The following is a 23002-nucleotide window of genomic DNA, read 5'->3' as shown; positions in this document are numbered from 1 at the left end:
TACGAATCGCGGCGCAGACGCAATGGGGGGTGAACTTTTCTCCGAGAGTGGTCTGCACCGTTATTATTCTCAGAGAGGGGTTAACCCATGACCAAGTCGATTGCTCTTTCGCTCGTTCTCGCCGCGTCGCTCGGCCTGGCCGCCTGCTCGGGCGGTGCGGAAAATGCCGCCAACGCTTCGGCCAATGCCGCGGAGAACGCTTCGAACGCTGCCGACAACGCCATGAACGCCGCGCTGAACGCTGCCGACAATGCTTCGAACGCCGCTTCGAACGCTGCGAACACGGCCGGCAACGCTGCCGCGAACGCGATGTAATTCCCAGAAGGGAATTGTCTGGAATGGGCCGCGCCGGAAACGGGGCGGCCTTTTTCTTTGACTCGCGCCGGTCGGTTCCATCAGGCTGAGCCTGCCCTGGCGTTGCAGGGACAGGATGCGTCAGAAGGCAAAAAAAAGGCCGCCCCGATGGAGCGGCCCTCTTTTCGTTCATCCTTCAACGGTGGATCAGCAATCCCGGTCGATCGCCCGCCCGGCCAGCGCACCCACGCCCGCGCCGATGATGGCGCCCGTGGTGCCGTCGCCGCGGCGACCGTAGCGGCCGCTGCCCTTGCCGACTTCATTGCCGAGCAGGCCACCGGCTATCGCGCCGATGATGGTGCCGCCCGTGCCATTGTCCCGGCAGCGATAGCCACCGCGATAGCCGCGATAGCCCCGGTAATAGCCGTCGCCGCGATAATAGCCGCCGCCCCGGTAATAACCATCGCCGCGATAGCCGCGATACCCGCGGTCGCCGCGATAATAGTCGCCACGGTCATAATGGCGGCCCCAGCCGTCGCGGGCCATGGCCGGCGTTGCGGTGACGGCCAGAGAGGCAGCGCCCATTGCCAGCGCCGCCCCCAGATTGATCAGAAACTTCGTCTTCATGGCGTTGCTCCTCATTTGCCATCGATCACGGCAGGTCTTCCACGGAGGACTCACCATCGATTGAGACCCTTTTGCCCGATTCGCATTGAGCCAAGCCTGAATGGCGATGTCAGCCGCCGTTCAGCATTGGAGCAACCGGCAGGAACGCTTATCGCGCTTTTCGGCGGTCGATGCCAGCGCCGCGAAAAACCCTGCACAGGGGCCGATTATCCCCTATGGCAAGGGCGATGCGCCGAATCCTGATCGTCCTGCTGCTCGCGATCCTGCTGCTTCCCGCGCCGCACAAGAACAAGCCCGAACCCTTCGGCCCCGGCCCATTGCTGGTGCGGGCGCGCGCCTTGTCCCTGAACGCGGCCGATCCCGCCCAGCGCGACCTTGGAATGCTGCACTATCTGGGCGGATGGCAACTCAGCAGCACCCATCATGGCTTTGGCGGCATATCCTCGCTGCTGGCGGAACCCGACGGCCAGATTCTGGCGCTCAGCGATTCCGGCACGCTGATGGGTTTCCACATCGGCCCGGGCAGGGCGGAACGGCGTCCCTTCATCGCCCCGCTTCCCATCCGCCCGCAGGATCGGGAGCGCCCCTGGTGGGCCTGGGATTCGGAGGCGATGGCTCATGATCCGGCGACAGGGCGCTATTGGGTGGGCTTCGAACTGCAACAGATGATCTGCCGCTATTCCCCCGGCTTCGCCCGCGTCGAAGCCTGCCGCACCTGGCCGGAGATCGAGGCCTGGCCGGAAACGGGATCGGTCGAATCCCTGGCGCGGCTGCCCGGCGGCCGCTTCCTCGTCCTGGCGGAAATGGGGATGACCGCCGACGGCAGCCACGACACGCTGCTGTTCGCGGGCGACCCGGCCGAAGCCGCTACGGCGGCGCCCATGCACCTGCGCTATGTGCCGCCGCGCGGTTATCGCCCGACCGACGCGGTCGCGCTGGACGACAGGCATGTGCTGGTCCTCAACCGGCGGCTGACCTTGCAGGAACTGTTCACGGCGACCCTGGCGATCATCGAGCTGCCGGAAGAGCCGCGCTCCGGCGACCGGCTGAAGGCGCGCGTCTTGGCCCGGCTGGCGCCGCCCCTGTTGGCCGACAATTTCGAAGGATTGGCCCTGAGCCGGGAAGGCGGTCGCCGGATCGTCTGGATCGCGTCGGACGACAATCACGAATTTTTCCAACGCACCCTGCTGCTGAAATTCGCCCTGGATTGGCAGGGATAGGGCGGCATGAAGGAACAGCGGGCGGGGACCGGCCTCCCGGCCCCCCCAGCCCGTCTCAGCTACGCACATCCTGCTCCGTCACCGGAGCGATCTTGATTTCGACGCGGCGGTTGGACGCCTTACCCTCCGCCGTGGCGTTGGATGCGATCGGCTGGGTTTCCCCGAAACCGCGCGTGGCGATGCGGGCCGACTGCACGCCATGGCTCGTCAGATAATCGCCCACTGCCTGGGCGCGCCGTTCCGACAGGGCCTGGTTATAGGCATCGGTGCCGTCGCTGTCGGTGTGGCCGTACACGTCGATATAGGTCTTGGGATATTGCGCCAGTACGGATGCGACGTCGTTCAGCGTCGGCTGGAACTGGGGCTGCACGGCGGAACTGTCGGTGGCGAAGGTGATGCCCGATGGCATGCGCAGCACCAGATTGTCGCCATCGCGGATCACGTCCACGCCGCTGCCGGCGGTTTCTTCGCGCAATTTCTTTTCCTGCGCGTCCATATAGGCGCCGATGCCCGCGCCCGCGACCGCGCCGATGCCCGCGCCCAGGATCTTTTCGGTGCGGTCATGCCGCCCGCCGACCAGATCGCCTAGCAGATAACCGCCCAGCGCGCCGCCGATGCCGCCGATCGCGGCCTTGGAAATGGTGCGGTTGCCGGTGTTGGGATCGGTGGTGCAGGCCGTGGTCGCCAGCATGGCGGCCAGGCCGGCCGCGCCGATGATGCGATGAAAATTCCGCATGGATATATTTCCCTTTCTCGTGCGCCCGAACGGAGCGGATGCACCCCCAATGGATGAGAGGAGGCCTTTGTTCCACAAGCGAACTGAACTGCAGATGATGCGGCGGTTGTGAAATTGTAAGAATCAGGGTTATAGGTGGCCGCCGACCGCCATGGCCAATATCCCCCCGCACGCTCCGACGCCCTTTCCCTGGGTCGACCTCGTCATCATCTTGGCGCTCGTCGCGCTGAACGGCCTGTTCGCCATGTCGGAACTGGCGATCGTGTCCGCCCGCAAGCCGCGCCTTCAGGCGATGGAAAAGGCCGGGCGGCGCGGCGCGCGCTCCGCCCTGGCGGCGGCGAGCGATCCCGGCAAGTTCCTTTCCACCGTGCAGATCGGCATCACCCTGATCGGCATCGTCGCGGGCGCCTATTCCGGCGCCAGCCTTGGCGGGCCGACGGGGGAACGGCTGGCGATGCTGGGCCTGTCGCCCCATGCCGCGCAGAATGCCGGTTTCGCCCTGGTGATCGGCCTTACCACCTATGCCTCGCTGATCGTCGGGGAACTGGTGCCCAAGCAGTTCGCCCTGCGCGCGCCGGAGCCCATCGCCGTGCTGGTCGCCGGGCCGATGCTGTGGCTGGCGAAGGTCACCGCCCCCATCGTGTGGGTGCTGGACGGATCGAGCGCCCTCATCTTCCGCCTGCTGGGGCTGACCCGCGAATCGGAAAATCAGGTGACGGCCGAGGAACTGCACCTGATCGTGGCGGAGGCGAGCAGGTCCGGCGTGATCGAGGAGAGCGAGCGGGCCATCATTTCCGGCGTGGTGCGGCTGGCCGACCGCCCGGTGCGCGAGGTGATGACCCAGCGCATGGATGTCGACTGGATCGACATCCATGCCGATGAGGAGGCAATTCGCGCCAAGCTGCTCGATACGCCGCACACCCGCCTGCCGGTGGGCCGGGGGACGGTGGAGGACATCATCGGCGTGGTGCAGGCGCGCGACATCATGACCGCGCTGTTCCGGGGCGAGGGGCTGAGCCTGGAAAGGCTGATGCGCAAGGTGGAGGTCGTGCCGGATCAGGTCGACGCCATGGACGCGCTGGAGGTGCTGCGGCGGGCCGAGGTGCCGATGGTCATGGTGCATGACGAATATGGGCATTTCGAGGGGATTGCGACGCCTGCCGACCTGCTCTCCGCCATTGCAGGCCATTTCGTGTCCGACCTGGACAGCGAGGATGAGCCGGACCTGGTCGAGCGGGAGGACGGCAGCCTGCTGGTGTCGGGCCAGATGCCGGTGGACCTGCTCGCGGACCGGATCGGCATCGACTTGCCGGAGGATCGCGACTATGCGACGGTCGCCGGCCATGCGCTGTGGCTGCTCAAGCGCTTGCCGGAAGTGGGCGATTTCATCGACGATCAGGGCTGGCGGTTCGAGATCGTGGATATGGATGGGCGCAAGATCGACAAGCTGCTGATCGCGGAGCGATAGGATGCGGAACGATGCGCTGGACGCGGTCGAGGGATTGACGCGGCGGGCGCTGGAGGAGGCTGGCGGTCGCCTGCTGGTGATCGGCTTGTGCGGGGCGCAGGGCAGCGGCAAGTCGACGCTGGCGGCGGGCTTGCGGCAGAGGTTGCAGAGCGACGGGATTCCGGCCGCGATCCTTTCCATCGACGATCTGTATCGCACGCGGGCGGAGCGGGAGGCTATGGCCCGTTCGATCCATCCGCTGCTGCGCACGCGCGGGGTGCCGGGGACGCATGATGTGGCGCTGGGGTTGCGGGTGATCGATGCGTTGGAGCGGGGAGAGGCGACCTTGCTGCCGCGTTTCGACAAGGCGTCGGACGATCCTTTGCCGGAAGGGCGATGGGAAAAGGCGGCGACTGGCACGCGGTTGCTGCTGCTGGAGGGCTGGTGCGTCGGTGCGCTGCCGCAGGGCGCGGCGGCGCTGGTGGAGCCGGTCAATGCCCTGGAGCGGGAGGAGGATGCGGACGGCGTCTGGCGCGCCTTTGTAAACCGGGCGCTGGCGGAGGACTATCAGGCGCTGTTCGCGCGGCTCGACCGGCTGGTGCTGCTGGCCGCGCCGGACTTCGGGATCGTCCGGCGCTGGCGGACGCAGCAGGAGCATGACCTGCGCAAGGAGGCTGGCGGCGGCATGCCGGATGCCCGGATTGCGCGCTTCGTCCAGCATTATGAGCGGCTGACCCAGCATATTCTGGAGGAGATGCCGGGCCGGGCGGACCTGACGATCAGGCTGGACGAGATGCGGCGGGTGATCGGGATTTGCAACGGCTGACACCCGGCATTGCTGCGCTCGCCGCCTCTGACTTGATCCGGCCCCCTTGCTTCTCAGTCACCGTCAAAGAAAAAGGCAGGATTCCGGATCGCGTCCGGGGTGACCAAAAGGGCATCTCAAACGGAGGAACGGCAGACGAGCGCGCCCGTCAGGCTATGAGACGCTTCACCCAGAATTGCATGGGATGGCGGCTTTCCGCGTCGTCGCCCAGATCCTTCCAGTCGAAATGGCCGATCAGCCCCTCGACCGGGGCATAGCCGCGCGCGCGCCAGAAGGGATCGAGCGGGGCATAGCCGGCGGGGCGGGCAGGGTGATCCGGCGGGCGAATCACCGCGCAGAAGCTGGCCATGGCGAATCCCAGTTCCCGCGCCTTGGCTTCCCGCCGGTCGAAAAAGGCGTGGCCGATGCCGCGCCCGCGCCATTCCGGCAGCAGCACCGATTCGCCAAAATAATAGATTTGGCCGATGTCCATGCCGCATGCCCGGAAAGGAGCGGCGAATTCCGCGGCATGGTCGGCCATGGGGGCGGCGGTGGCGGCGCCGACCAGCCGGTCGCCCGCGAAAGCCCCGGCGATCAGCGCGCCGGGGCTGTTCGCATAGGCGGTGAGATAATCGCGCTCATAGGCGCGGCCCGCTTCGCCCGATCCGTCATAGAGGTAGGGAAAGGCGCGGAAGACCGTGATGCGCAGGTCCGCCAAAGCGTCGAGCGCGGCCAGCAAGGCCGCGCCCGTCAGATCATCGACCCGAATGGGTTCGCCGTCCAGTTCTTACTCGCTGGCGGCGGCGTTGGCGGCGGGCGCCTCTGCCGCATTGGCGGCGGCATTGCCACCCTCGGCCGCGGCATTGTCGCCGCCGGCTGCCGGAGCCGCATCGGCGGCGGGCAGCGGCAGGTTCGAACCCTGGGTGTTCAGCCAGGCGATCAGGTTCGCGCGGTCGGCCGGGTTGCCGAGACCGGCGAAGGTCATCTTGGTGCCCGGCGCGAATTCACGCGGGGAAGTCAGCCAGTGATCGAGATTCTCGAAGGTCCAGTTGCCGCCCTTGCTCTTGAGCGCGTCGGAGAAGGCGAAGCCGCCCTTGCCCTGGCCGATCGGTTCCCCGACCGTGGCGTAGAGATTCGGGCCGATGCCGTTGGCGCCGCCCTGGTTGACGGTGTGGCAGGCCGCGCACTTGGCGAACACCTTCTCGCCCGCAGCGACGTCCGCGCTGGCGAGCAGGGTGTTGAGGCCGGGGCCGCTGGCCGCGCCGCCTTCGCCTTCCGCTTCGACGCCCTCGATGGCGTAGCCCATTTTCTCGGGCCGTTCCTCATGGAAGAATTTGGAACTGACGATGGCACCGCCCAGTGCGATGATACCCGCGAACAAAGCCCAACCGGCAGCGGTGTTGAAACGATCGCCCATTCGCTCGGATTCCCCTGGATTTCTGTTCTGGCCGCTTGGTTCGCGTCCCCTCTAGCGCGCTGCCATAATGGCGCAAGCGCGAACGTGCAAGCGGCCTTGAACGGGATCGCGCACGCTTTTCATGGCTTTGCGGCCGGAGAGGATGCTTGCGCGGGCGCGATGAAGTGAATAAGCGCGCAGGCGCCCATGGAAAACTATCCCGCCCCCGCCCGCGATCTGGTCGCGGACCTCGCCGCGAAGGCCGCCGTCGATCCCGTTCGCGCCGTCGCCTTCCAGGGCGCGCCGGGCGCCAATTCGCATCTGGCGGCGCTGGATTATGCGCCCGATTGCGTTCCCTTGCCCTGTTTCGCGTTCGAGGATGCGATCGATGCGGTCCGGGAAGGGCGCGCCGCGCGGGCGATCATTCCGATCGAGAACAGCCTGCATGGCCGCGTGGCCGACATGCATTTCCTGCTGCCCGAATCCGGGCTGCATATCGTCGACGAATATTTCCTGCGCATCCGGCACTGCCTGATGGCGGTCGACAGCACCCCCGTCAAAAGCGCGGTCAGCCACCCGCAGGCGCTGGGCCAGTGCCGCCATTATCTGCGGGAACGCGGCATCCAGCCGGTCAGCTATGCCGACACGGCGGGCGCGGCGGCGCTGGTCGCGGAAACCCGCGTGGCCGGGGAAGGGGCCATCGCCCCCTATCTGGCGGCGGAACTCTACGGCCTGCGGCTGGTGGCGGAGAATATCGAGGACAGCGCCGACAATATGACGCGCTTCCTGGTGCTCTCGCGTGAGCCGAAGATGCCGGCGGCGGGGGTGGGCCCGGTGATGACCACCTTCCTGTTCGAGGTGAAGAACATTCCGGCCGCGCTCTACAAGGCGATGGGCGGCTTCGCCACCAATGGCGTCAACATGACGAAGCTGGAAAGCTATCAGCGCGGCGCCAGCTTCGCCGCGACGGAATTCTACTGCGACATAGAGGGGATGCCGGGCGATCCGGCCATCGACCGGGCATTGGCGGAGCTGGAATTCCACACCAAATGGGTGCGGATACTCGGCAGCTACCGGCAGGCGCGGCCGCGCACCTGAGCGCCCGGGCGTGACGGCGGGCTCCAGACCGCTTATGGTCGGGCCGATGTTCACCGCGATCCTTCTGTCGGCCCTTGCCATGAGCGTGATCGTGGGCGTGCGCTATCTGCTGGCGAGCGGCGCCTTCGCGCTGGCGACCCGTTATCGCAGGCCGGGCCTCTATGCCGGGCTGGACCGGCAGGTCCGGCGGGAAATCGCCTGGTCGCTGGCCTCCGCACTGATCTACGGCGTGCCGGCGGGCATCGTCGCCTGGGGGTGGCAGGCGCATGGCTGGACGCGGGTCTATGCCGACGTCCATGCCTTCCCCCTCTGGTATCTGCCGCTGTCCGTGCTGCTTTACCTTGCGGCCCATGACGCCTGGTTCTACTGGACCCACCGCTGGATGCACCGGCCCCGGCTGTTCCGGATCGCCCATGCCGTGCATCATGCCAGCCGCCCGCCGACGGCCTGGGCCGCGATGAGCTTCCATCCATGGGAGGCGGTGACCGGCGCGGTGGTGATCCCGGCGCTGGTCTTCCTGATTCCGATCCATGTCGGTGCGCTGGGCGTGGTGCTGACGATCATGACGGTGATGGGCGTCAGCAACCATATGGGATGGGAGATGTTTCCGCGCTGGATGGTGCAGGGCCGGGCCGGCCGCTGGCTGATCACCGCCAGCCATCACCAGCGGCATCATGAACAATATGCGTGCAATTACGGCCTGTATTTCCGCATCTGGGACCGGCTGTGCGGGACCGACAGGGGATTGGGCCATTTTTAGGGAAGGACGGGCGTGAAGGGCAGGGCAGCGATGATGGCGGCGGTCCCGCTGGTCATGGGCGCGGCGGTGGCCGACCAGGCGCAGCCGCTCAGCATGGACGTGCAGGGCCTGCGGTCCTCCAGGGGCAATTTCCTGATCTGCGTGACGCGGCAGGCGGACCATTTCCCCGATTGCCGGGGCGATCCGGACGGGCGGCATTTCACCGTCCCCGCGACCGCCGGTATCGTGCCCCTCGGCCGGATGGAGCCGGGAACCTATGCGATCGCCATCATTCATGACGAGAATGGTAATGGCAAGCTGGACACGCTGGCCGGCATTCCGCGCGAGGGGGTGGGCTTTTCGCGCAATCCGGCGATCCGCTTCGGCGCGCCCAGCTTCCGCTCGGCGCAGTTCGCCATGGCCGGGGCGGCGGTGCGGCAGGACATCAGGGTCAAATATTTCCTCTGAATGTCGCGGTGCGGAACGGTAATGCCGTAAAAACATTATCTTGCCCGACAATCTCTTTGAACAGGCTCATCATGCATCATCGCTGTCGCCTTTCCGCGGCGTTCGCCGTCGCGGCCATTTGCCTTGCGCCATCGGCCTTCGCCCAGCAGGAGGATCGCAGCAGCCTGACCATCGGCGTGGGCGTGGCCGCCGCGCCGAGCTATGAAGGGTCCGACGACTATCGCGTGCTGCCCATCCCGCAGCTTCGCGGCAAGGTGAAGGACTTCGCCTTCTGGACGCGCGGTCCGGGCCTGTATGTCGACGCGATCCCCAACAGCGATCCCGACGGCGTCGACTTCGAACTGGGCCCGGTGGTCAACGTCCGCTTCGACCGGTCGAGCCGCAGGAACATCAAGGACGATGCCGTGCGCCTGCTGGGCAAGCGCGACATCGCGGTGGAGGTCGGCGGCTTCGTCGGCATCGGCAAGACCGGGGTGATCACCAGCGCCTATGACAATCTGTCGGCGCGCGTCGCCGTGACCAGGGATGTGGCGGGCGCGCATGGCAGCTATGTCATCACGCCCGCGGTGGAATATATGACGCCGCTGTCGCAGACGGCCTTCGTCGGGCTGGGCGTGTCGGCGGACTATGTCGGCAGGAAATATGGCCGCTATTATTATGACGTCGATCCGGCGGGCGCTGCCGCATCGGGGCTGCCGGCCTATGGCGGGGCAGGCGATGGTTCGGGATTCAAGAAGGTGAATTTCAGCCTGGCGGGCGGCAAGTCGCTGTCGGGCGACCTGCGCCATGGCTGGGCGATCTTCGCCGCGGCCAGCTATTCGCGGATCCTGGGCGACTATGCCGCCTCGCCCATCGTGTCCGTCGCGGGCTCCCGGAATCAGTGGATCGGCGCGATCGGCGTCGGCTACACCTTTTGATCTCCGGTTGATCCCCGGCCGATCTCCCTTGTTCCTATGGGGTGACGCCCCACATAAGGCGCTGTATGAGGGCGGCTTGGCAACCGCGTTTGCAGCAGGAGATAAGAGAAGTGGCGACCCTTGGACTGAGCGAGGCCGACAAGGCATCGGTGGAGGCTTTCCGCCGCGATGTGGTGGATCCTTCGCGCACCCAGTTGGTGATCGTCGATTTCTGGGCCGAATGGTGCGGCCCCTGCAAGCAGCTCGCGCCCGTGATCGAGAAGGTCTGCGCCGACTATGCGGCCAAGGGCGTCAAGCTGGTCAAGATCAACGTCGATGAGGACAAATTCATCGCCGCCCAGTTCCGCGTCCAGTCGATCCCCACCGTCTATGCCGTGTTCCAGGGCCAGCCGGTGGCCGACCTCAGCCAGGCGCGGACCGAGGGGCAGTTCAAGCAATATCTCGACCAGTTGCTGGGCCAGTTGCCGATCGAATCGGAGGAGAAGGCGCAGCTGGAGGAGATTGCGCCCCTGATCGCCATGGGCGAGGAATTGCTGGCCGGGGGCGAAGCGGAGCGGGCGCTGTCCGTGTTCCGGCAGATCGATCAGATGCTGCCCGACAATGCCGATGTGGCTTCGGGCGCGGCGCGGGCGCTGGTGGCGCTGGGACAGTTCGACGAAGCCGAAGCGGCGTTGGCCGCTCTGCCCGCCGATGTGGCCAAGGACCAGGCGGTGGAGCGCGCACGCGCCGCCATTGCGCTGGCGCGCGATGCCCGGCCGGTGGCTGACCTGTCGGGTGTGGAGGCGAAGGTCGCCGCCGATCCGGACGATCATGAGGCGCGCTTCGAACTGGCGAACGGCCTGATGGCCAATGGCGACCGCGATGGAGCGGCGGAGCAGTTGCTGGAACTGGTGCGGCGCGACCGGGCGTGGAATGACGGCGCGGCGCGGGCGCAGCTCCTCAAGCTTTTCGAGGCGACGGGGCTGGAAGATCCCTGGGTCGCGGGGCAGCGGCGCAAGCTTTCCCAGATCCTGTTTTCCTGACCGGCGCAGGCGTCATGTCGCGCGTCTCGATCTTTCCCCTGCCGGGCGCGCTGCTGCTGCCGGGCATGGAACTGCCGCTCCATATCTTCGAGCCGCGCTATCAGGCGATGATCCATGACGCCATGGCGCGGGACCGGCGCATCGGCATGATCCAGCCGCGGGAGGAAGGGACGAAGCCCGCGCTGTTCGATGTGGGCTGCCTGGGCCACATCACCCATATCGAGGCGTTGGAGGGCGGCCGGTACAACATCCTGCTGAAGGGGCTTGCGCGCTTTCGTGTGGTGCGGGAACTGGACGTCCCCACCGCCTTTCGCCAGATCGAGGCGGATGTGGAGCCCATTGCGCAAGAGGATGAAATCCTCTCCGCCGTGGAGCGGGCGGCGCTGGAGCAGGAATCGCGGCGCTTTGCCGATGCGCTGGGCTATGTGGTCGACTGGACGGCGGTGTCGCGGCTCGACGACATGGCGCTGGTGAACGGGATCGCGCAGATCGTGCCCTTCGATCCGGCGGCCAAGCAGACCCTGCTGGAGGCGGATACGCTGGGCGAACGGGCCGACCGGATCATCCAGCTGATGCAGATCGTCGGGCGGATCGAACGCGACGGCGGGGCGACGATGCAATGAGCGGCAGGATCGATCCGGCGCTGCTCGCGAAGCTGGTCTGCCCGGTGACGCGCACGCCCCTGCGCTGGGATGCGGAACAGGGCGAATTGCTGTCCGAGGCGGCGGGGCTCGCCTTTCCGGTGCGCGATGGCGTCCCGGTGCTGGTCGTGCGGGAGGCGCGGTCCATAGCGGGGTGACGACCGCTACCGGACCCCATCTGTCCGCGACCGCCTTTTACGCGACCCCGTCCGTATCCAGCGCATAGCCCGCTGAACGCACCGTGCGGATGATGTCGTGATAGCGGCCGTCCGCGTTGATCGCCTTGCGCAATCGCCGGATGTGCACGTCCACCGTGCGCAGTTCGATGTCGCTGTCCTGCCCCCACACGCTGTCCAGCAGCCGCTCGCGGGAGAAGACCCAGCCGGGATGTTCCAGGAAATGCTTGAGCAGCCGGAATTCGGTGGGGCCTAGCGGGATCACCTGACCGCCGCGTCGGACCTTGTGGCCGACCGTGTCCATCTCGACATCCGCGAAGGTCAGCGTCTCGCCGGCCAGCGCCGGGCGCACGCGCCGCAGCACCGCGCCGACGCGCGCCACCAGTTCGCGGGGCGAAAAGGGCTTGGTCACATAATCGTCCGCGCCGGTTTCCAGCCCGCGCACGCGATCCTCCTCCTCGCCGCGCGCGGTCAGCATGATGATCGGGACGTTGGCCGTGCCGTTCATGCGGCGCAGGCGGCGGCAGACCTCTATGCCCGACAGGCTTTCCACCATCCAGTCGAGCAGCACGATGTCGGGCACATTCTCCTGCGCCAGAAGCAGCGCTTCCTCCCCGTCGACCGTGTGCGCGACCTCGAAATCCTCGCGCTTGAAATGCCAGATGAGCAGTTCGGCCAGCGCCGCGTCATCCTCCACCAACAGCATCTTGGCCCGCGCCATGCTCAGCCCTCCGCCGCCGCGCCGCCGCGTTCGCGGTCGGGCAGGGTCTGGCCGGTGGCGGCATAATAGACCATCTCCGCCACATTGGTGGCATGGTCGCCGATCCGTTCGATATTCTTGGCGATGAACAGCAGATGCGCGCATTCGCTGATCGTCTTGGGATTTTCGACCATGAAGGTGACGAGCGTGCGGAAGACGCTGTTGTAGAAATCGTCGACCACCGTATCGCGCTCCACCACCGCGACGGCCAGGTCGGCATCCCGCGCGGCAAAGGCGTTCAGCGCGTCCTGCACCATCTCGCCCGCGACCTGGCCCATGGAGGGAAGAAGCGCGATCGGCTCCTGCGTCCGCTGGTTGGCGGCGATCAGCGGCACGCGCTTGGCGATGTTCTTGGCATAATCGCCGATCCGCTCGACCACGCCGACGATCTTCAGCGCGGCGATCACGTCGCGCAGGTCGTTGGCCATCGGCGCGCGCAGGGCGATGATCTCGATGGCGAGCTTCTCGACCTCCGCCTCGATCGCGTCGATGCGCTTGTCCTCCGCCACGACCTCCGCCGCCAGCACCTTGTCATGGCGTTGCAGCGCGAGCATCGCCTTCTCAATGGCGGATTCCGCGCGACCGCCCATTTCCGCGATCAGACCGCGGAGCTTGTCCATTTCCTGGTCGAACGCCTTGATCGTATGTTCTGCCATGTCTTTCCTCCCCCGGATCAGCCGTAGCGTCCGGTGATGTAATCCTTTGTCCGTTCCTGCCGGGGATTGGTGAATATGTCCGACGTCACGCCATATTCGACCAGCTCGCCCAGATGGAAAAAGGCGGTCCGCTGCGACACGCGGGCGGCCTGCTGCATGTTGTGGGTCACGATCACGATGGCGTAGCGGCCGCGCAGTTCGTGGATCAGTTCCTCGATCTTCGCCGTCGCGATGGGGTCCAGCGCCGAGCAGGGCTCGTCCATCAGGATCACTTCCGGTTCGACGGCGATGGCGCGGCCGATGCACAGGCGCTGCTGCTGCCCGCCCGAAAGCGCGGTGCCGCTGTCATGCAGCCGGTCCTTCACCTCGTCCCACAGGCCGGCGCGGCGCAGCGATTTCTCGACGATCACGTCCAGGTCCGCCTTCGCATGGGCCAGGCCATGGATGCGCGGGCCATAGGCGATATTTTCATAGATCGACTTGGGGAAGGGATTGGGTTTCTGGAACACCATGCCGACGCGGGCGCGCAGTTGCACCACGTCCATGCTGGGGGCGTAGATGTCCTCGCCGTCCAGCGTGATCGTGCCTTCCACCCGCGCGGAGGCGACCGTATCGTTCATGCGATTGAGCGTCCGCAGGAAGGTCGACTTGCCGCAACCCGACGGGCCGATGAAGGCGGTGACATTGTCCATGTCGACATCGATCGACACGCCCTTGATCGCCTGCTTCTCGCCATAGAAGACCTTGACGTCGCGGGCCGTCATCTTGGTTTCTGTCATCTTCGTTTCCGGCATCCTGGTTTCGCCCGCAGGGGTCAGCGTCTGTTGTTCATGCATCATGGCTGTCATCGCGGTCACCACCGCCTTTCGAACTTGTTGCGCAGGTAGATGGCGATGCCGTTCATCGCGAGCAGGAAGACCAGCAGGACGATGATGGCGGCGGAAGTCTTTTCGACGAAGCCCCTGGAGACTTCGTCGGACCAGAGGAAAATCTGCACCGGCAGCACGGTCGCCGGATCGGTGATCCCCCCCGGCGGCGTGGCGATGAAGGCGCGCATGCCGATCATCAGCAGCGGGGCGGTCTCGCCCAGCGCGCGGGCCATGCCGATGATGGTGCCGGTCAGGATGCCGGGCAGGGCCAGCGGCAGGACATGGTGGAACACCACCTGCACCGGGCTGGCGCCGATGCCCAGCGCCGCGTCTCGGATGCTGGGCGGCACCGACTTGATGGCGTTGCGGCCCGCGATGACGATGACCGGCATGGTCATCAGCGCCAGCGTCATGCCGCCGACCAGCGCCGCCGAACGCGGCAGGTGCAGGAAGTTCAGGAAGATCGACAGGCCCAGCAGGCCGAAGATGATGGAGGGGACGGCGGCCAGATTGTTGATCGACACTTCGATGATGTCGGTCAGCCAGTTCTTGCGCGCATATTCCTCCAGATAGACGGCCGTCGCGACCCCCACCGGGAAGCTCAGCGCCAGCGTCACCAGCATGGTCAGCAGCGATCCCTTGAACGCGCCCCAGATGCCGACCTGCGTCGGATCGGTGCCGTCGCTCGCGGTCAGGAATCCCCAGTTGATGCCGGTAGTCAGCAGGCCCGCCTTGTCGAGCCGCGCTACCGCCGCTTCCGCCTCGGGCGAACCGTTGCTCTTGGCGGCAAGGTCGATGGCGGTGGCGGCGGGCAGCTTGACCGTCACGGTCCGGGCGAGGATCTTCGGATCGGCCTTGATAGCGTCGCGCAGCACGGTCCAGGCGGTGGGCGACACCCATTCCTCGGCATCCGCGCCCAGCGCCTTCTTCACGACCGCCCCCGTCACCATCGGCAGGTTCGCATTGGCGAGCGCCTGATCCGTGATGGCATTGGGGTCGAGCAGCAGCGGGGAGGCGGAGAAGTCGACCTTCACCGCGATTTCCGTCCGGGTGAAGCCGCGCAGGCCGTTGCCCAGCATGCTGAACAGCAGGAAGGCGAGGAACGCGGCGGAGAGCGCGACGGCGAGCAGACCCGCCGCCTTGAAGCGGCGTTCCGATGCATAGCGACGGGCGATCCGCCGGCGCATCGCGTCCGACTTCCAGTCGGTGGGAAGGCGTTCGGCACTCATTATTCGTAAGCCTCGCGATATTTCTTCACGACCCGCAGGGCCACGATGTTGAGCAGCAGCGTCACGATGAACAGCACCAGCCCCAAAGCAAAGGCCGCCAGCGTCTTGGCGCTGTCGAATTCCTGGTCGCCGGTCAGAAGCTGGACGATCTGCGTCGTCACCGTCGTCACGCTGGCAAAGGGGTTCAAGGTGAGGTTGGCCGCCAGACCCGCCGCCATCACCACGATCATCGTCTCGCCGATGGCGCGGCTGACGGCCAGCAGCACGCCGCCGACCACGCCGGGCAGCGCCGCGGGGATCAGCACGCGGCGGATCGTCTCGCTGGTGGTGGCGCCCATGGCCAGGCTGCCGTCGCGCATCGACTGCGGCACGGCGGCGATGCTGTCGTCCGCCATGGAGGAGACGAAGGGAATGATCATCACGCCCATCACAAGTCCCGCCGCCAGCGCGCTTTCCGAAGAGGCGCCGTGGATGCCGATCATGACCGCGAAATCCCGCAGGGCCGGGGCGATGGTGAGCGCCGCGAAATAGCCGTAGACGACGGTCGGCACGCCCGCCAGCACCTCCAATATCGGCTTCATCCACTTGCGGAAGGTGGGGCTGGCATATTGGGTCAGGTAGATGGCGCTCATCAGGCCCAGCGGGATGGCGACGGCCATGGCGATGATCGCGCCGATGAAGATGGTCCCCCAGAACAGCGGCACCGCGCCGAAGGCGTCGTCATTGCCATAGCCGAGCGCCGCCGATTGCGGGCTCCATTTCGCGCCGAACAGGAAATCGACGGGGCTGACCATGGAAAAGAAGCGGAAGCTTTCCCACAGCAGCGACGCGACGATCCCCAGCGTCGTGATGATCGCCAGCAGCGATGCGATCAGCAGGGTCGCCATCACCAGCCGCTCGACCCGCGTGCGCGCCCGGAAATCCGGGCGCACGCGGGTGAAGGCATAGGCGCCGCCGGCAAAGGCCAGCACCAGCGCCAGCGCGGCGCCGGCAAAGCCATATTGGCCGATGGCGTCCCTATAGGGTTCGACCAGGCCCTGCGAGAGCGGATTGAACGCCCCCGCCTGCATCCCCGTGGCGATCGCCCGCGCCTCGCCCAATATGGCGGAGCGTGAGAAATCGTCGGCGGGCAGGCTCTGCGCCGCCGGACTGCCCAGCACGTCCTGCGTGACGAGACCGGGCGCGACATTGGCCCAGACCGCCAGGAAGAGGCCGGCGGGCACCAGCGTCCAGAGCGCGACATACCAGCCGTGATAGCCCGGCAGGCTGTGCACGGCGTCGCGGCGGCCCGAAGCCCGCGCGGCGCTTTGCAGCCGCATCGCGCGGGCGCGGGCGCTGACCCAGGCGATGGCGCCCAGACCGGCGAGCAGCAGAAGGATTGCAGGACCTGTCATATCGCCTGTCTTATTTGAGCTGCGAACCGTCGAGCACGGCCAGCGACTTGACGGTCTCGGCGCTCGCCTTGCGCACGCCTTCCGGCGCCGCGACCATGCCGCGCTTGGTCAGCGCGCCGTTCGGGTCCCAGTTCGCGGCGAAGGTGTTGAGATAGGCCTGAAGGCCCGGAATGGCCTGCATATGCGCCTTCTTCACATAGATGAAGAGCGGACGCGCGCCGGGATATTGGCCGGTGGAGACGGTTTCATAGGTCGCCTCGACGCCGTTGATGGAAACGTCCTTCAGCGTGTCCTTGTTTTCCTCCAGGAAGCTGTAGCCGAACACGCCGAGCGCATTGGGATTGGCGCCCAGCTTCTGGACGATCAGATTGTCGTTTTCGCCCGAATCCACATATTTGCCGTCCTCGCGGATGCGGGTGCAGGTGGCCTTGAACTCGTCCTCATTCTTCTTCTTGAGCGCTTCCATCGCCGGGTCGGTCTCGCAACCCTTGGTCAGGATCAGTTCGGCCAGCGAATCGCGGGTGCCGCTGGTGGACGGGGGGCCGAAGACGCTGATCGGCGTGGCGGGCAGGCTGGGGTCGACATCCTTCCAGCTCTGGGCCTTGTTCGGACCCTTGCCATAGGGATTGGCGGCCAGCGCCTCATAGACGATCTTCGGGGTCAGCTTCAGGCCCGGACCGTTCTTCGATTCCGCGAAGGCCAGACCGTCGACGCCGATCTGGATTTCGATGATGTCCTTGACGCCATTCTTCCGGCAGTCCTCATATTCCGACTTCTTCATGCGGCGGGAGGCGTCGGCGATGTCCGGATGCTGGGCGCCGACGCCCGCGCAGAACAGCTTCATGCCCCCGCCGGTGCCGGTCGATTCGACGATGGGCGACTTCATGCCGGGATTGCCCTGAACGAACATCTCGGCAATCGCGGTGGCGAACGGATAGACGGTGGAGGAGCCGACCGCGCGGATCTGGTCGCGGGTGCCGCCGGCCCCGCCGCCGGACTGCTGGCCGCAGCCTGAAAGAGTGAGTGCCGCCGCGGCGGTCGCGGCCATCAGAGCGAAATGCTTCACCGGGTAATCTCCTTCGTCAAAGGCCGCGATTCGCTTCTCGCCGCCCCCCTCTGGGCACGCGCCGTAGCCGCGGTACGTCGCGCCTTTGTGACAATGGGATTGCACTTTTATGACATTGACGGCGGAAGCCCGGCCTGTCGCTGTCTTTTTTTGATCAAGCCTTTGCCGCGACGGCCTTTTCCTCGACGGCGAAGCGGGGCAGCAGGATGGAGATGGTGGTGCCCTTGCCCAGCACGCTGGCGATGTCCAGCCGGCCGCGATGCCGCTCCACGATATGCTTGACGATGGCCAGCCCCAGTCCCGTGCCGCCCACCGCCCGGCTGCGCCCCGAATCGACGCGGTAAAAGCGTTCGGTGAGGCGCGGCAGGTGATCGGGGCCGATGCCTTCGCCCTCATCCGCGACGGTCAGCCGCAACAGGCCGCTCGGCCCGTCGGAAAGGGACACGTGGATCGGCGTGCCCGCGCGGCCATATTTCACCGAATTTCCGATCAGATTATGGAGCAGTTGCGACAGTTGGGCGCGGTCGCCCTGCACGTCGGTCAGGCCGGGCGCGATCTCCATCTCCACCTCCCGCCCCCGATCGCCATGGCTGGTGCGGAACACGCCCACCACCTCGGCCACCAGGCCGGACAGGTCGACCGCGCTGTCGGGCAGGCGATATTTCTCCGCCTCTATGCGGGAAAGGGAGATGAGGTCGTCGATCAGCCGCTGCATCCGCCGCGCCTCGCCGTCCATGATCTTCAGGAAGCGCTGCCGCGTTTCGTCGTCCTTGCCCAGGTCGGGGTCGGCCAGCGTCTCGATGAAGCCCAATATGCCGGCCAGCGGCGTGCGCAGTTCATGGCTTGCATTGGCGACGAAATCGACGCGCATCTTCTCCGCCGCGTGGGCGCCGCTATGATCGGCCAGATGGACCAGCCGCCGGACATGGCCGTCCTCCCCCACCGGCGCGATCCGCATCTGCCAGCGCTGGTCGCGGGTGCCCAGGCCCACCAGCTCGATCATGACCGGTTCGGCCAGCGGCGCCTGGCTGGCGAGCCGTTCGGCAGCGGCGGGATGGCGGATGGCGATGCGGGCGTCCTCCCCCTCGATATGCGCGCCCAGCAGCCGCTGCGCGGCGCGGTTGGCGGCGATGATGCGGCCCCGTTCGATCAGCATCAGCGGGTCGGCTATGCCCTCCAGCAGACCGCGCGCATCGGGATGGGCGATGATGTCGGGAACCTCCGCCGGCAGGGGCGACACGGCCGGTTCCGGACGGTCCGGACTGGCCGCGCAGATGACGAGCACCAGCAGCGTCGCCAGCACCGGCAGGAGGATGTCGAGCGGCCCCGCGCCTATCATCAACGCGCCCCCGGTGCCGAGCAGCAGAACGGCCAGCGAGGCGGTGATCTGGGAGGCGGTCAGGCGATTCATGGTTACCATGCTGGAAATTTGACGCATTTGCTGCAAAGAGGGCCGCAGTAGCCGGCAATTTTTACAGTTTGGCAAGCGCGATAGCGGATCAGGATGACATGAGCGAGCCGTTGCCCCCCCAGAAGGAAGCCGAGTCGCAGGACGACGGCCTTGCCGCGCCGTCGCGCCGCCAGTTGCTGATGGGCGGCGCCGTCGCGGCCTCCGCGATCATATCCATCCGGCCGGCGCTGGCGAACACGGCCGCGTCGGTGCTCAACTGCACGATACCCGTTCCCGACCAGGGCCGGGCCGGCAATTATATCGCGCCCAACGGGCAGGTGGTGCCGGCGGGAACGCAGGGCGCCTTCCCCGCCGGCAAGAACTTCAGCGGGGAACAGGTCCGGCAGGCGCTGCGCGGCGGCCGGCTGCCGGGCGCCAGCTATGAGCAGAACCAGGCCTATCTCAACTATATCCGGCGGCTTCAGTCAGGGACGAGCGGCTTCACCTGCTACGCATCGCTGCAAATGCCCCGCTGAGCCGAGGGCTTTATTTCCACCCGAACTTATACGGTTCGCCAGCGTTGACGGCGTCGAGCCTTCGACGATCCGGTCAGGCGCAGCAAGGGCGACCCCATGTTCCATACACCCCATTGGGTGAAACAAGATTGTTCGGTCGCGATCTACCTCTATGAACCCGGCGATGGCGGGCTGGATCGGGTGGCGATCCTGCTCGCCAACCATCTGCGGCTGCGCGGCGTGGACGTGGAACTGTGGATGACGCGGACGGACGGCCCGGTGGCGGGCCTCATCCATCCCGCCGTGCCGGTCCGTCGCGTACCGGCGCCGCCCTTTTCGCGGCGGCTGTCGATGATCGCCCAATTCCCGGCGCTGGCCGTCATGGTGCGGCGGTTCCGCCCGGATATTCTCTATTCGGCGGGCAATCAGAGCAACATGCTGTGCGCGCTGGCGGCGCTGGGCACGGCGACGCGGGCGGTCGGTCGGATTTCCAACCCGATCGTCCGCCCCGGCCAGCGCGGCCTGTCCGCCTGGATCAGGCGTAGCCGTTTCCGCGCCATCGCCCGGACCAGCGCCATGACCATCGTGATGGGCGAGGCGGACCGGATGACGCTGACGCAGGCCGGGCCGCTCGCGGGACGGCAGGTGACGCTGCTGCCGCGCCCGACGGTCACGCCGCTGCTGGAACGGCTGCGGCGGCAGCGCGCCGCCAGAGCCGGCGGCGGCCCATGGCATTTCCTGATGGTCGGGCGGCTGGTCGCGCAGAAGGACCAGGCGACGGCGCTTCTGGCGCTCGCCCGGCTGAAGCATCTCGACTGGCGCCTGAAGATCGTCGGGCAGGGGCCGCTGCGCCGCGATCTGGAGGCGCTTTGCACGCGGCTTGGCATCGCCGGGCGGGTCGAATTTCCGGGCTTCGTCGGTGATCCGGCGGAACTGGCGGCCCTGATGGCGGATGCCGATCTGCTGCTGCAACCCTCGCGCTGGGAAGGGCTGGTCGCGACCCTCATCGAAGCGCTCGGATGCGGCACGGGGGTCGTCGCAACCGATTCGACGCCGAATATCCGCCCGGTGCTCGCCGCGGCGGGCCAGCATGCGCCGGTGCCGGTGGGCGACGCCGATGCCTTTGCCGATGCGATCCTCTGGGCGCTCGACCATCCCGCGCCGGCTGCGCGCCTGGCGGACGCGGTGAAGGAACATGGCGTCGAAAGCGCGCTCGACGCCTATTTGCGGGCCTTTGTCCGGCTGGCGCGATCCGGCGGCATGCGGTGGCGGGGCGTCGCGCAAAATAGCCTGTCGCGTTAGGCACTTGGCTACCCCTTTGTCTTAAGGATGGCGCGACATTCCCATCCGAAGGCCAGGTTTCGCGATCATGCCAGCCCGCTATTGCCAGGACAGCCCGGACGCCATCGCATCCTGCGTGCTGGAGGATATGGTGCTGCTCTACCACCGGCCGTCGGGACAGACCCATATGGCGATCGCCCCGGTGCCGGAGATCCTGGCGACGCTGGATGACGGCGCGGCGCTTACGGCGGGCGAGCTGTTAGGGCAGTTGGCCCAGCTTTACGATCTGGGCGAGCCGGAGGAGGCCCTGCCGCTGGTGGAGGCGCATCTGGCGGAACTGGCCGCCCTTGGACTGGTCCGCATCGCGTGAACCATGCCCTGACCCTGAAGATCGGTCCGGCGACCTTCCGCATCGGATCGGCCTGGCGCCAGCCGGTGGACGCGCTGGCGCGGCTCTACGCCGATTATCCCATGCCGGCGGGCGCGATAGCCGATTTCACCGTGCGGCTGGAGCCTGCGGGGCCGTTCCGGCGCTGGTTCCGGCCCTCGATCTTCATCACCGGCGATCATGGGCTGGCCGACGCCGCGCCGATGAGCCTTGCCCACGGGCTGCTGGCGGCGGAAATGGGGATGAACCTGCAAATGGCGCTTGGCTGGCGGCGGCACCTGCTGCTCCATGCCTCCAGCGTCGAAAAGGACGGGCGAGCGCTGGTGATGACCGGCGAGTCCGGTTCCGGCAAGTCGACGCTGGCCGCGCAACTGGGGGAGCGGGGCTGGCGGCTGATGGGCGACGAGTTCGCGCTGCTCGACCTGGAAACGGGGGCGATCTTTCCCTTTCCGCGCCTCGTCTCGCTCAAGAACCGCGCCATCGGCGTCCTCGCGGCGGAAGCCCCGGCGGAGCGCATGGGGCCGCTGCTCGCCGGGACGGCCAAGGGGGACATTCGCCACCTGATCCCGCGCAGAGAGGCGATCGGGCGGATGGCGGAGGGCGCGCCGCCCGCGCTGCTGCTGTTCCCGCGTTTCGGCCATGAAGCGGACGTGCGCCCGGTCGGCCAGGGGGAGGTCTTCATGCGGCTGACCCAGGCATCGACCAACTATGTCGCCCTGGGCGAAGCGGGCTTCGCGGCGTTGAGCGATTTCGTCCGGAATGTCCCGGCGCGCGCCATCGACTTTCCATCGGGCGACGAGGCCATCGCCCTTGTCGAGCGGCTCTGGGAGGAACTGGCATGAGCGCCCGGCTGCTGGTGCGCGCCTTGCGCGACCCTGACGAGGTGGCGGCGCTGGATGCGGACGGGTGGAACGCCCTCATCGCCATGGCGAGGGCGGAGCGGCTGATCGGCACGCTCGCCCTGCGAATCGGGGAGCGGCCCGTGCCCCCGGCGGTGGGCGCGATATTGGCGGACGCCCGGCTGGATGCGGCGCGCGAAGCCCGGCAGGCCCTGTGGGAGGCGGATCGCGCGGCAGAGGCGCTTGCCGGCCTGGACGTGCCGGTCGTGCTGCTCAAGGGCACGGCCTATGCGGCGGCGGGGCTGCGCGCCGGGCAGGGGCGCTTCATCGGCGATCTCGACATATTGGTGCCGCGCGATGCGATGGATCGGGTGGAACGGGCGCTGATCGGCGCGGGATGGGAATGGGTCAAGGACGACCCTTATGACGACGCCTATTACCGCCGATGGATGCATGAGCTGCCGCCGATGATCCACGCGGCGCGGGACCGCATGATCGACGTGCATCACACCGTCCTGCCGCTGACGGCGCGGCAGACGCCGGACGCGGCGGCGATGATCGCGCAGGCGGTTCCCCTCACCAACGAATTATCCATGCTCTCGCCCGAGGACCGGCTCTGCCACGCGGCGGCGCATCTGCTGGCCGACGGCGATCTGGCCGGGGGGCTTCGCAACCTCTGGGACATATATTGCCTGCTCGACGGCGTCGACGGGACGGCGCTGGAGGCGCGGGCGGCGCACCATGGCCTGCTGTCCCATGTGCGGCAGGCGAGGCGGCTCGCCATGGCGCTCTATGGCGAAGGGAGGGACGAAGGGGCGCGGCTCACGCTCCGGGACCGGATCGTCAAGGCCCGGCTGCTGGCGCGCGACGGGTGGGGACGGGAACGGCGCGGGCTGCTGCGTTTCGCCTTCTACCTGCGCTCCCACTGGCTCAGAATGCCGCCCGCCATGCTGGCGCGGCACCTGTTCACCAAATGGCGCAAGGGGCATCGGCCTGTTTAGGAAGGGGCGCCAGCCAAGGTTTTTGCGT

At 67.1% G+C, this 23002-nt stretch carries 27 protein-coding genes; 16 read left to right on the top strand and 11 right to left on the bottom strand.

The annotated features are described in order from the left end of the window. Positions 1-87 precede the first annotated feature (87 nt). Positions 88-315, top strand: coding sequence for a hypothetical protein (locus EGM87_RS11350; protein ID WP_025548654.1), 228 nt, complete (start codon positions 88-90; stop codon positions 313-315). 186 nt (positions 316-501) lie between these two features. Here EGM87_RS11350 and EGM87_RS11345 read toward each other — a convergent pair whose 3' ends face one another. Continuing rightward, positions 502-921 (bottom strand): glycine zipper 2TM domain-containing protein, encoded by a 420-nt coding sequence (locus EGM87_RS11345; RefSeq protein WP_025548652.1) that lies wholly within the window; start codon positions 919-921, stop codon positions 502-504. A gap of 227 nt (positions 922-1148) precedes the next feature. On the opposite strand from EGM87_RS11345, the gene EGM87_RS11340 reads away from it, so the two are divergent. Further along, positions 1149-2141 (top strand): esterase-like activity of phytase family protein, encoded by a 993-nt coding sequence (locus EGM87_RS11340; RefSeq protein ID WP_025548651.1) that lies wholly within the window; start codon positions 1149-1151, stop codon positions 2139-2141. A gap of 55 nt (positions 2142-2196) precedes the next feature. Here the strand turns inward: EGM87_RS11340 and EGM87_RS11335 are convergent, their stop codons facing one another. Next, the gene (locus EGM87_RS11335; RefSeq protein WP_044660197.1) at positions 2197-2877 is read right to left on the bottom strand and encodes a YiaD family glycine zipper/OmpA-like lipoprotein; all 681 of its coding nucleotides are present in this window, start codon (positions 2875-2877) and stop codon (positions 2197-2199) included. Positions 2878-3028: 151 nt separating this feature from the next. On the opposite strand from EGM87_RS11335, the gene EGM87_RS11330 reads away from it, so the two are divergent. Both EGM87_RS11330 and EGM87_RS11325 read left to right on the top strand, forming a co-directional pair. Next, the gene (locus EGM87_RS11330) at positions 3029-4345 is read left to right on the top strand and encodes a hemolysin family protein (RefSeq protein ID WP_025548648.1); all 1317 of its coding nucleotides are present in this window, start codon (positions 3029-3031) and stop codon (positions 4343-4345) included. Position 4346: 1 nt separating this feature from the next. After that, positions 4347-5150, top strand: coding sequence for a kinase (locus EGM87_RS11325; RefSeq protein WP_044660196.1), 804 nt, complete (start codon positions 4347-4349; stop codon positions 5148-5150). A gap of 148 nt (positions 5151-5298) precedes the next feature. Here the strand turns inward: EGM87_RS11325 and EGM87_RS11320 are convergent, their stop codons facing one another. Next, positions 5299-5883 (bottom strand): GNAT family N-acetyltransferase, encoded by a 585-nt coding sequence (locus EGM87_RS11320; protein ID WP_083198987.1) that lies wholly within the window; start codon positions 5881-5883, stop codon positions 5299-5301. 33 nt (positions 5884-5916) lie between these two features. Continuing rightward, positions 5917-6546 carry a c-type cytochrome gene (locus EGM87_RS11315; RefSeq protein WP_044660194.1) on the bottom strand — a complete coding sequence of 210 codons (630 nt, stop codon included), beginning with the start codon at positions 6544-6546 and terminating at the stop codon, positions 5917-5919. A 186-nt stretch (positions 6547-6732) separates the two neighbouring features. Here EGM87_RS11315 and EGM87_RS11310 point away from each other — a divergent pair, with 186 nt between their 5' ends. The 7 genes from EGM87_RS11310 to EGM87_RS11280 all read left to right on the top strand — a co-directional run bounded on the left by EGM87_RS11310 (position 6733) and on the right by EGM87_RS11280 (position 11568). Beyond that, positions 6733-7623, top strand: coding sequence for a prephenate dehydratase (locus EGM87_RS11310; protein WP_025548642.1), 891 nt, complete (start codon positions 6733-6735; stop codon positions 7621-7623). Positions 7624-7669: 46 nt separating this feature from the next. Beyond that, entirely contained in the window at positions 7670-8383 is a 714-nt protein-coding gene (locus EGM87_RS11305; protein ID WP_037482224.1) for a sterol desaturase family protein, read from the top strand. 33 nt (positions 8384-8416) lie between these two features. Next, positions 8417-8830: a DUF2141 domain-containing protein gene (locus EGM87_RS11300; RefSeq protein WP_371873074.1), complete on the top strand. Its 414-nt coding sequence runs from the start codon at positions 8417-8419 to the stop codon at positions 8828-8830. Positions 8831-8901: 71 nt separating this feature from the next. Then, positions 8902-9747 (top strand): MipA/OmpV family protein, encoded by an 846-nt coding sequence (locus tag EGM87_RS11295; protein ID WP_044660192.1) that lies wholly within the window; start codon positions 8902-8904, stop codon positions 9745-9747. Between the two features lie 110 nt (positions 9748-9857). After that, the gene (locus EGM87_RS11290; RefSeq protein WP_044660191.1) at positions 9858-10769 is read left to right on the top strand and encodes a tetratricopeptide repeat protein; all 912 of its coding nucleotides are present in this window, start codon (positions 9858-9860) and stop codon (positions 10767-10769) included. A gap of 14 nt (positions 10770-10783) precedes the next feature. Further along, positions 10784-11392 (top strand): LON peptidase substrate-binding domain-containing protein, encoded by a 609-nt coding sequence (locus tag EGM87_RS11285; protein ID WP_025548636.1) that lies wholly within the window; start codon positions 10784-10786, stop codon positions 11390-11392. After that, positions 11389-11568, top strand: a complete 180-nt coding sequence (locus EGM87_RS11280) for a Trm112 family protein (RefSeq protein ID WP_044660190.1) — start codon at positions 11389-11391, stop codon at positions 11566-11568. Before EGM87_RS11285 ends, EGM87_RS11280 begins: the two co-directional genes overlap by 4 nt. A gap of 37 nt (positions 11569-11605) precedes the next feature. Here EGM87_RS11280 and phoB read toward each other — a convergent pair whose 3' ends face one another. From phoB to EGM87_RS11245, 7 genes are all read right to left on the bottom strand, one after another. Next, positions 11606-12307 (bottom strand): phosphate regulon transcriptional regulator PhoB, encoded by a 702-nt coding sequence (phoB, locus tag EGM87_RS11275; protein ID WP_044660189.1) that lies wholly within the window; start codon positions 12305-12307, stop codon positions 11606-11608. 2 nt (positions 12308-12309) lie between these two features. Next, positions 12310-13002, bottom strand: a complete 693-nt coding sequence (phoU, locus tag EGM87_RS11270) for a phosphate signaling complex protein PhoU (protein ID WP_025548630.1) — start codon at positions 13000-13002, stop codon at positions 12310-12312. A gap of 17 nt (positions 13003-13019) precedes the next feature. Beyond that, on the bottom strand, positions 13020-13781 hold the full coding sequence (gene pstB / locus EGM87_RS11265; RefSeq protein WP_044662773.1) for a phosphate ABC transporter ATP-binding protein PstB: 762 nt from the start codon (positions 13779-13781) through the stop codon (positions 13020-13022). A 74-nt stretch (positions 13782-13855) separates the two neighbouring features. Beyond that, positions 13856-15100 carry a phosphate ABC transporter permease PstA gene (gene pstA / locus EGM87_RS11260; RefSeq protein WP_044660188.1) on the bottom strand — a complete coding sequence of 415 codons (1245 nt, stop codon included), beginning with the start codon at positions 15098-15100 and terminating at the stop codon, positions 13856-13858. Continuing rightward, positions 15100-16494, bottom strand: coding sequence for a phosphate ABC transporter permease subunit PstC (gene pstC / locus EGM87_RS11255; protein ID WP_044660187.1), 1395 nt, complete (start codon positions 16492-16494; stop codon positions 15100-15102). Before pstC ends, pstA begins: the two co-directional genes overlap by 1 nt. A gap of 10 nt (positions 16495-16504) precedes the next feature. Beyond that, positions 16505-17560, bottom strand: a complete 1056-nt coding sequence (locus EGM87_RS11250; RefSeq protein ID WP_025548626.1) for a substrate-binding domain-containing protein — start codon at positions 17558-17560, stop codon at positions 16505-16507. A gap of 154 nt (positions 17561-17714) precedes the next feature. Continuing rightward, the gene (locus EGM87_RS11245) at positions 17715-18971 is read right to left on the bottom strand and encodes an ATP-binding protein (protein ID WP_044660186.1); all 1257 of its coding nucleotides are present in this window, start codon (positions 18969-18971) and stop codon (positions 17715-17717) included. 98 nt (positions 18972-19069) lie between these two features. On the opposite strand from EGM87_RS11245, the gene EGM87_RS11240 reads away from it, so the two are divergent. The 5 genes from EGM87_RS11240 to EGM87_RS11220 all read left to right on the top strand — a co-directional run bounded on the left by EGM87_RS11240 (position 19070) and on the right by EGM87_RS11220 (position 22974). Next, positions 19070-19486: a hypothetical protein gene (locus tag EGM87_RS11240; RefSeq protein ID WP_025548622.1), complete on the top strand. Its 417-nt coding sequence runs from the start codon at positions 19070-19072 to the stop codon at positions 19484-19486. Positions 19487-19582: 96 nt separating this feature from the next. Beyond that, positions 19583-20767 (top strand): glycosyltransferase, encoded by a 1185-nt coding sequence (locus EGM87_RS11235; RefSeq protein ID WP_044660185.1) that lies wholly within the window; start codon positions 19583-19585, stop codon positions 20765-20767. Between the two features lie 67 nt (positions 20768-20834). Then, a complete protein-coding gene (locus EGM87_RS11230) occupies positions 20835-21116 on the top strand; it encodes an HPr-rel-A system PqqD family peptide chaperone (RefSeq protein ID WP_044660184.1) in 282 nt (93 codons plus the stop codon). Then, on the top strand, positions 21113-21976 hold the full coding sequence (locus tag EGM87_RS11225; RefSeq protein ID WP_044660183.1) for an HprK-related kinase A: 864 nt from the start codon (positions 21113-21115) through the stop codon (positions 21974-21976). The genes EGM87_RS11230 and EGM87_RS11225 overlap by 4 nt, the downstream gene beginning before the upstream one ends. After that, complete coding sequence (locus EGM87_RS11220) at positions 21973-22974, top strand: nucleotidyltransferase domain-containing protein (protein WP_044660182.1); 1002 nt, start codon at positions 21973-21975, stop codon at positions 22972-22974. Before EGM87_RS11225 ends, EGM87_RS11220 begins: the two co-directional genes overlap by 4 nt. Positions 22975-23002: the final 28 nt, after the last annotated feature.

The organism is Sphingobium sp. RSMS (assembly GCF_005406185.4).
GTDB lineage: Bacteria > Pseudomonadota > Alphaproteobacteria > Sphingomonadales > Sphingomonadaceae > Sphingobium > Sphingobium fuliginis.
This window is presented reverse-complemented; position numbering and strand designations above follow the sequence as displayed.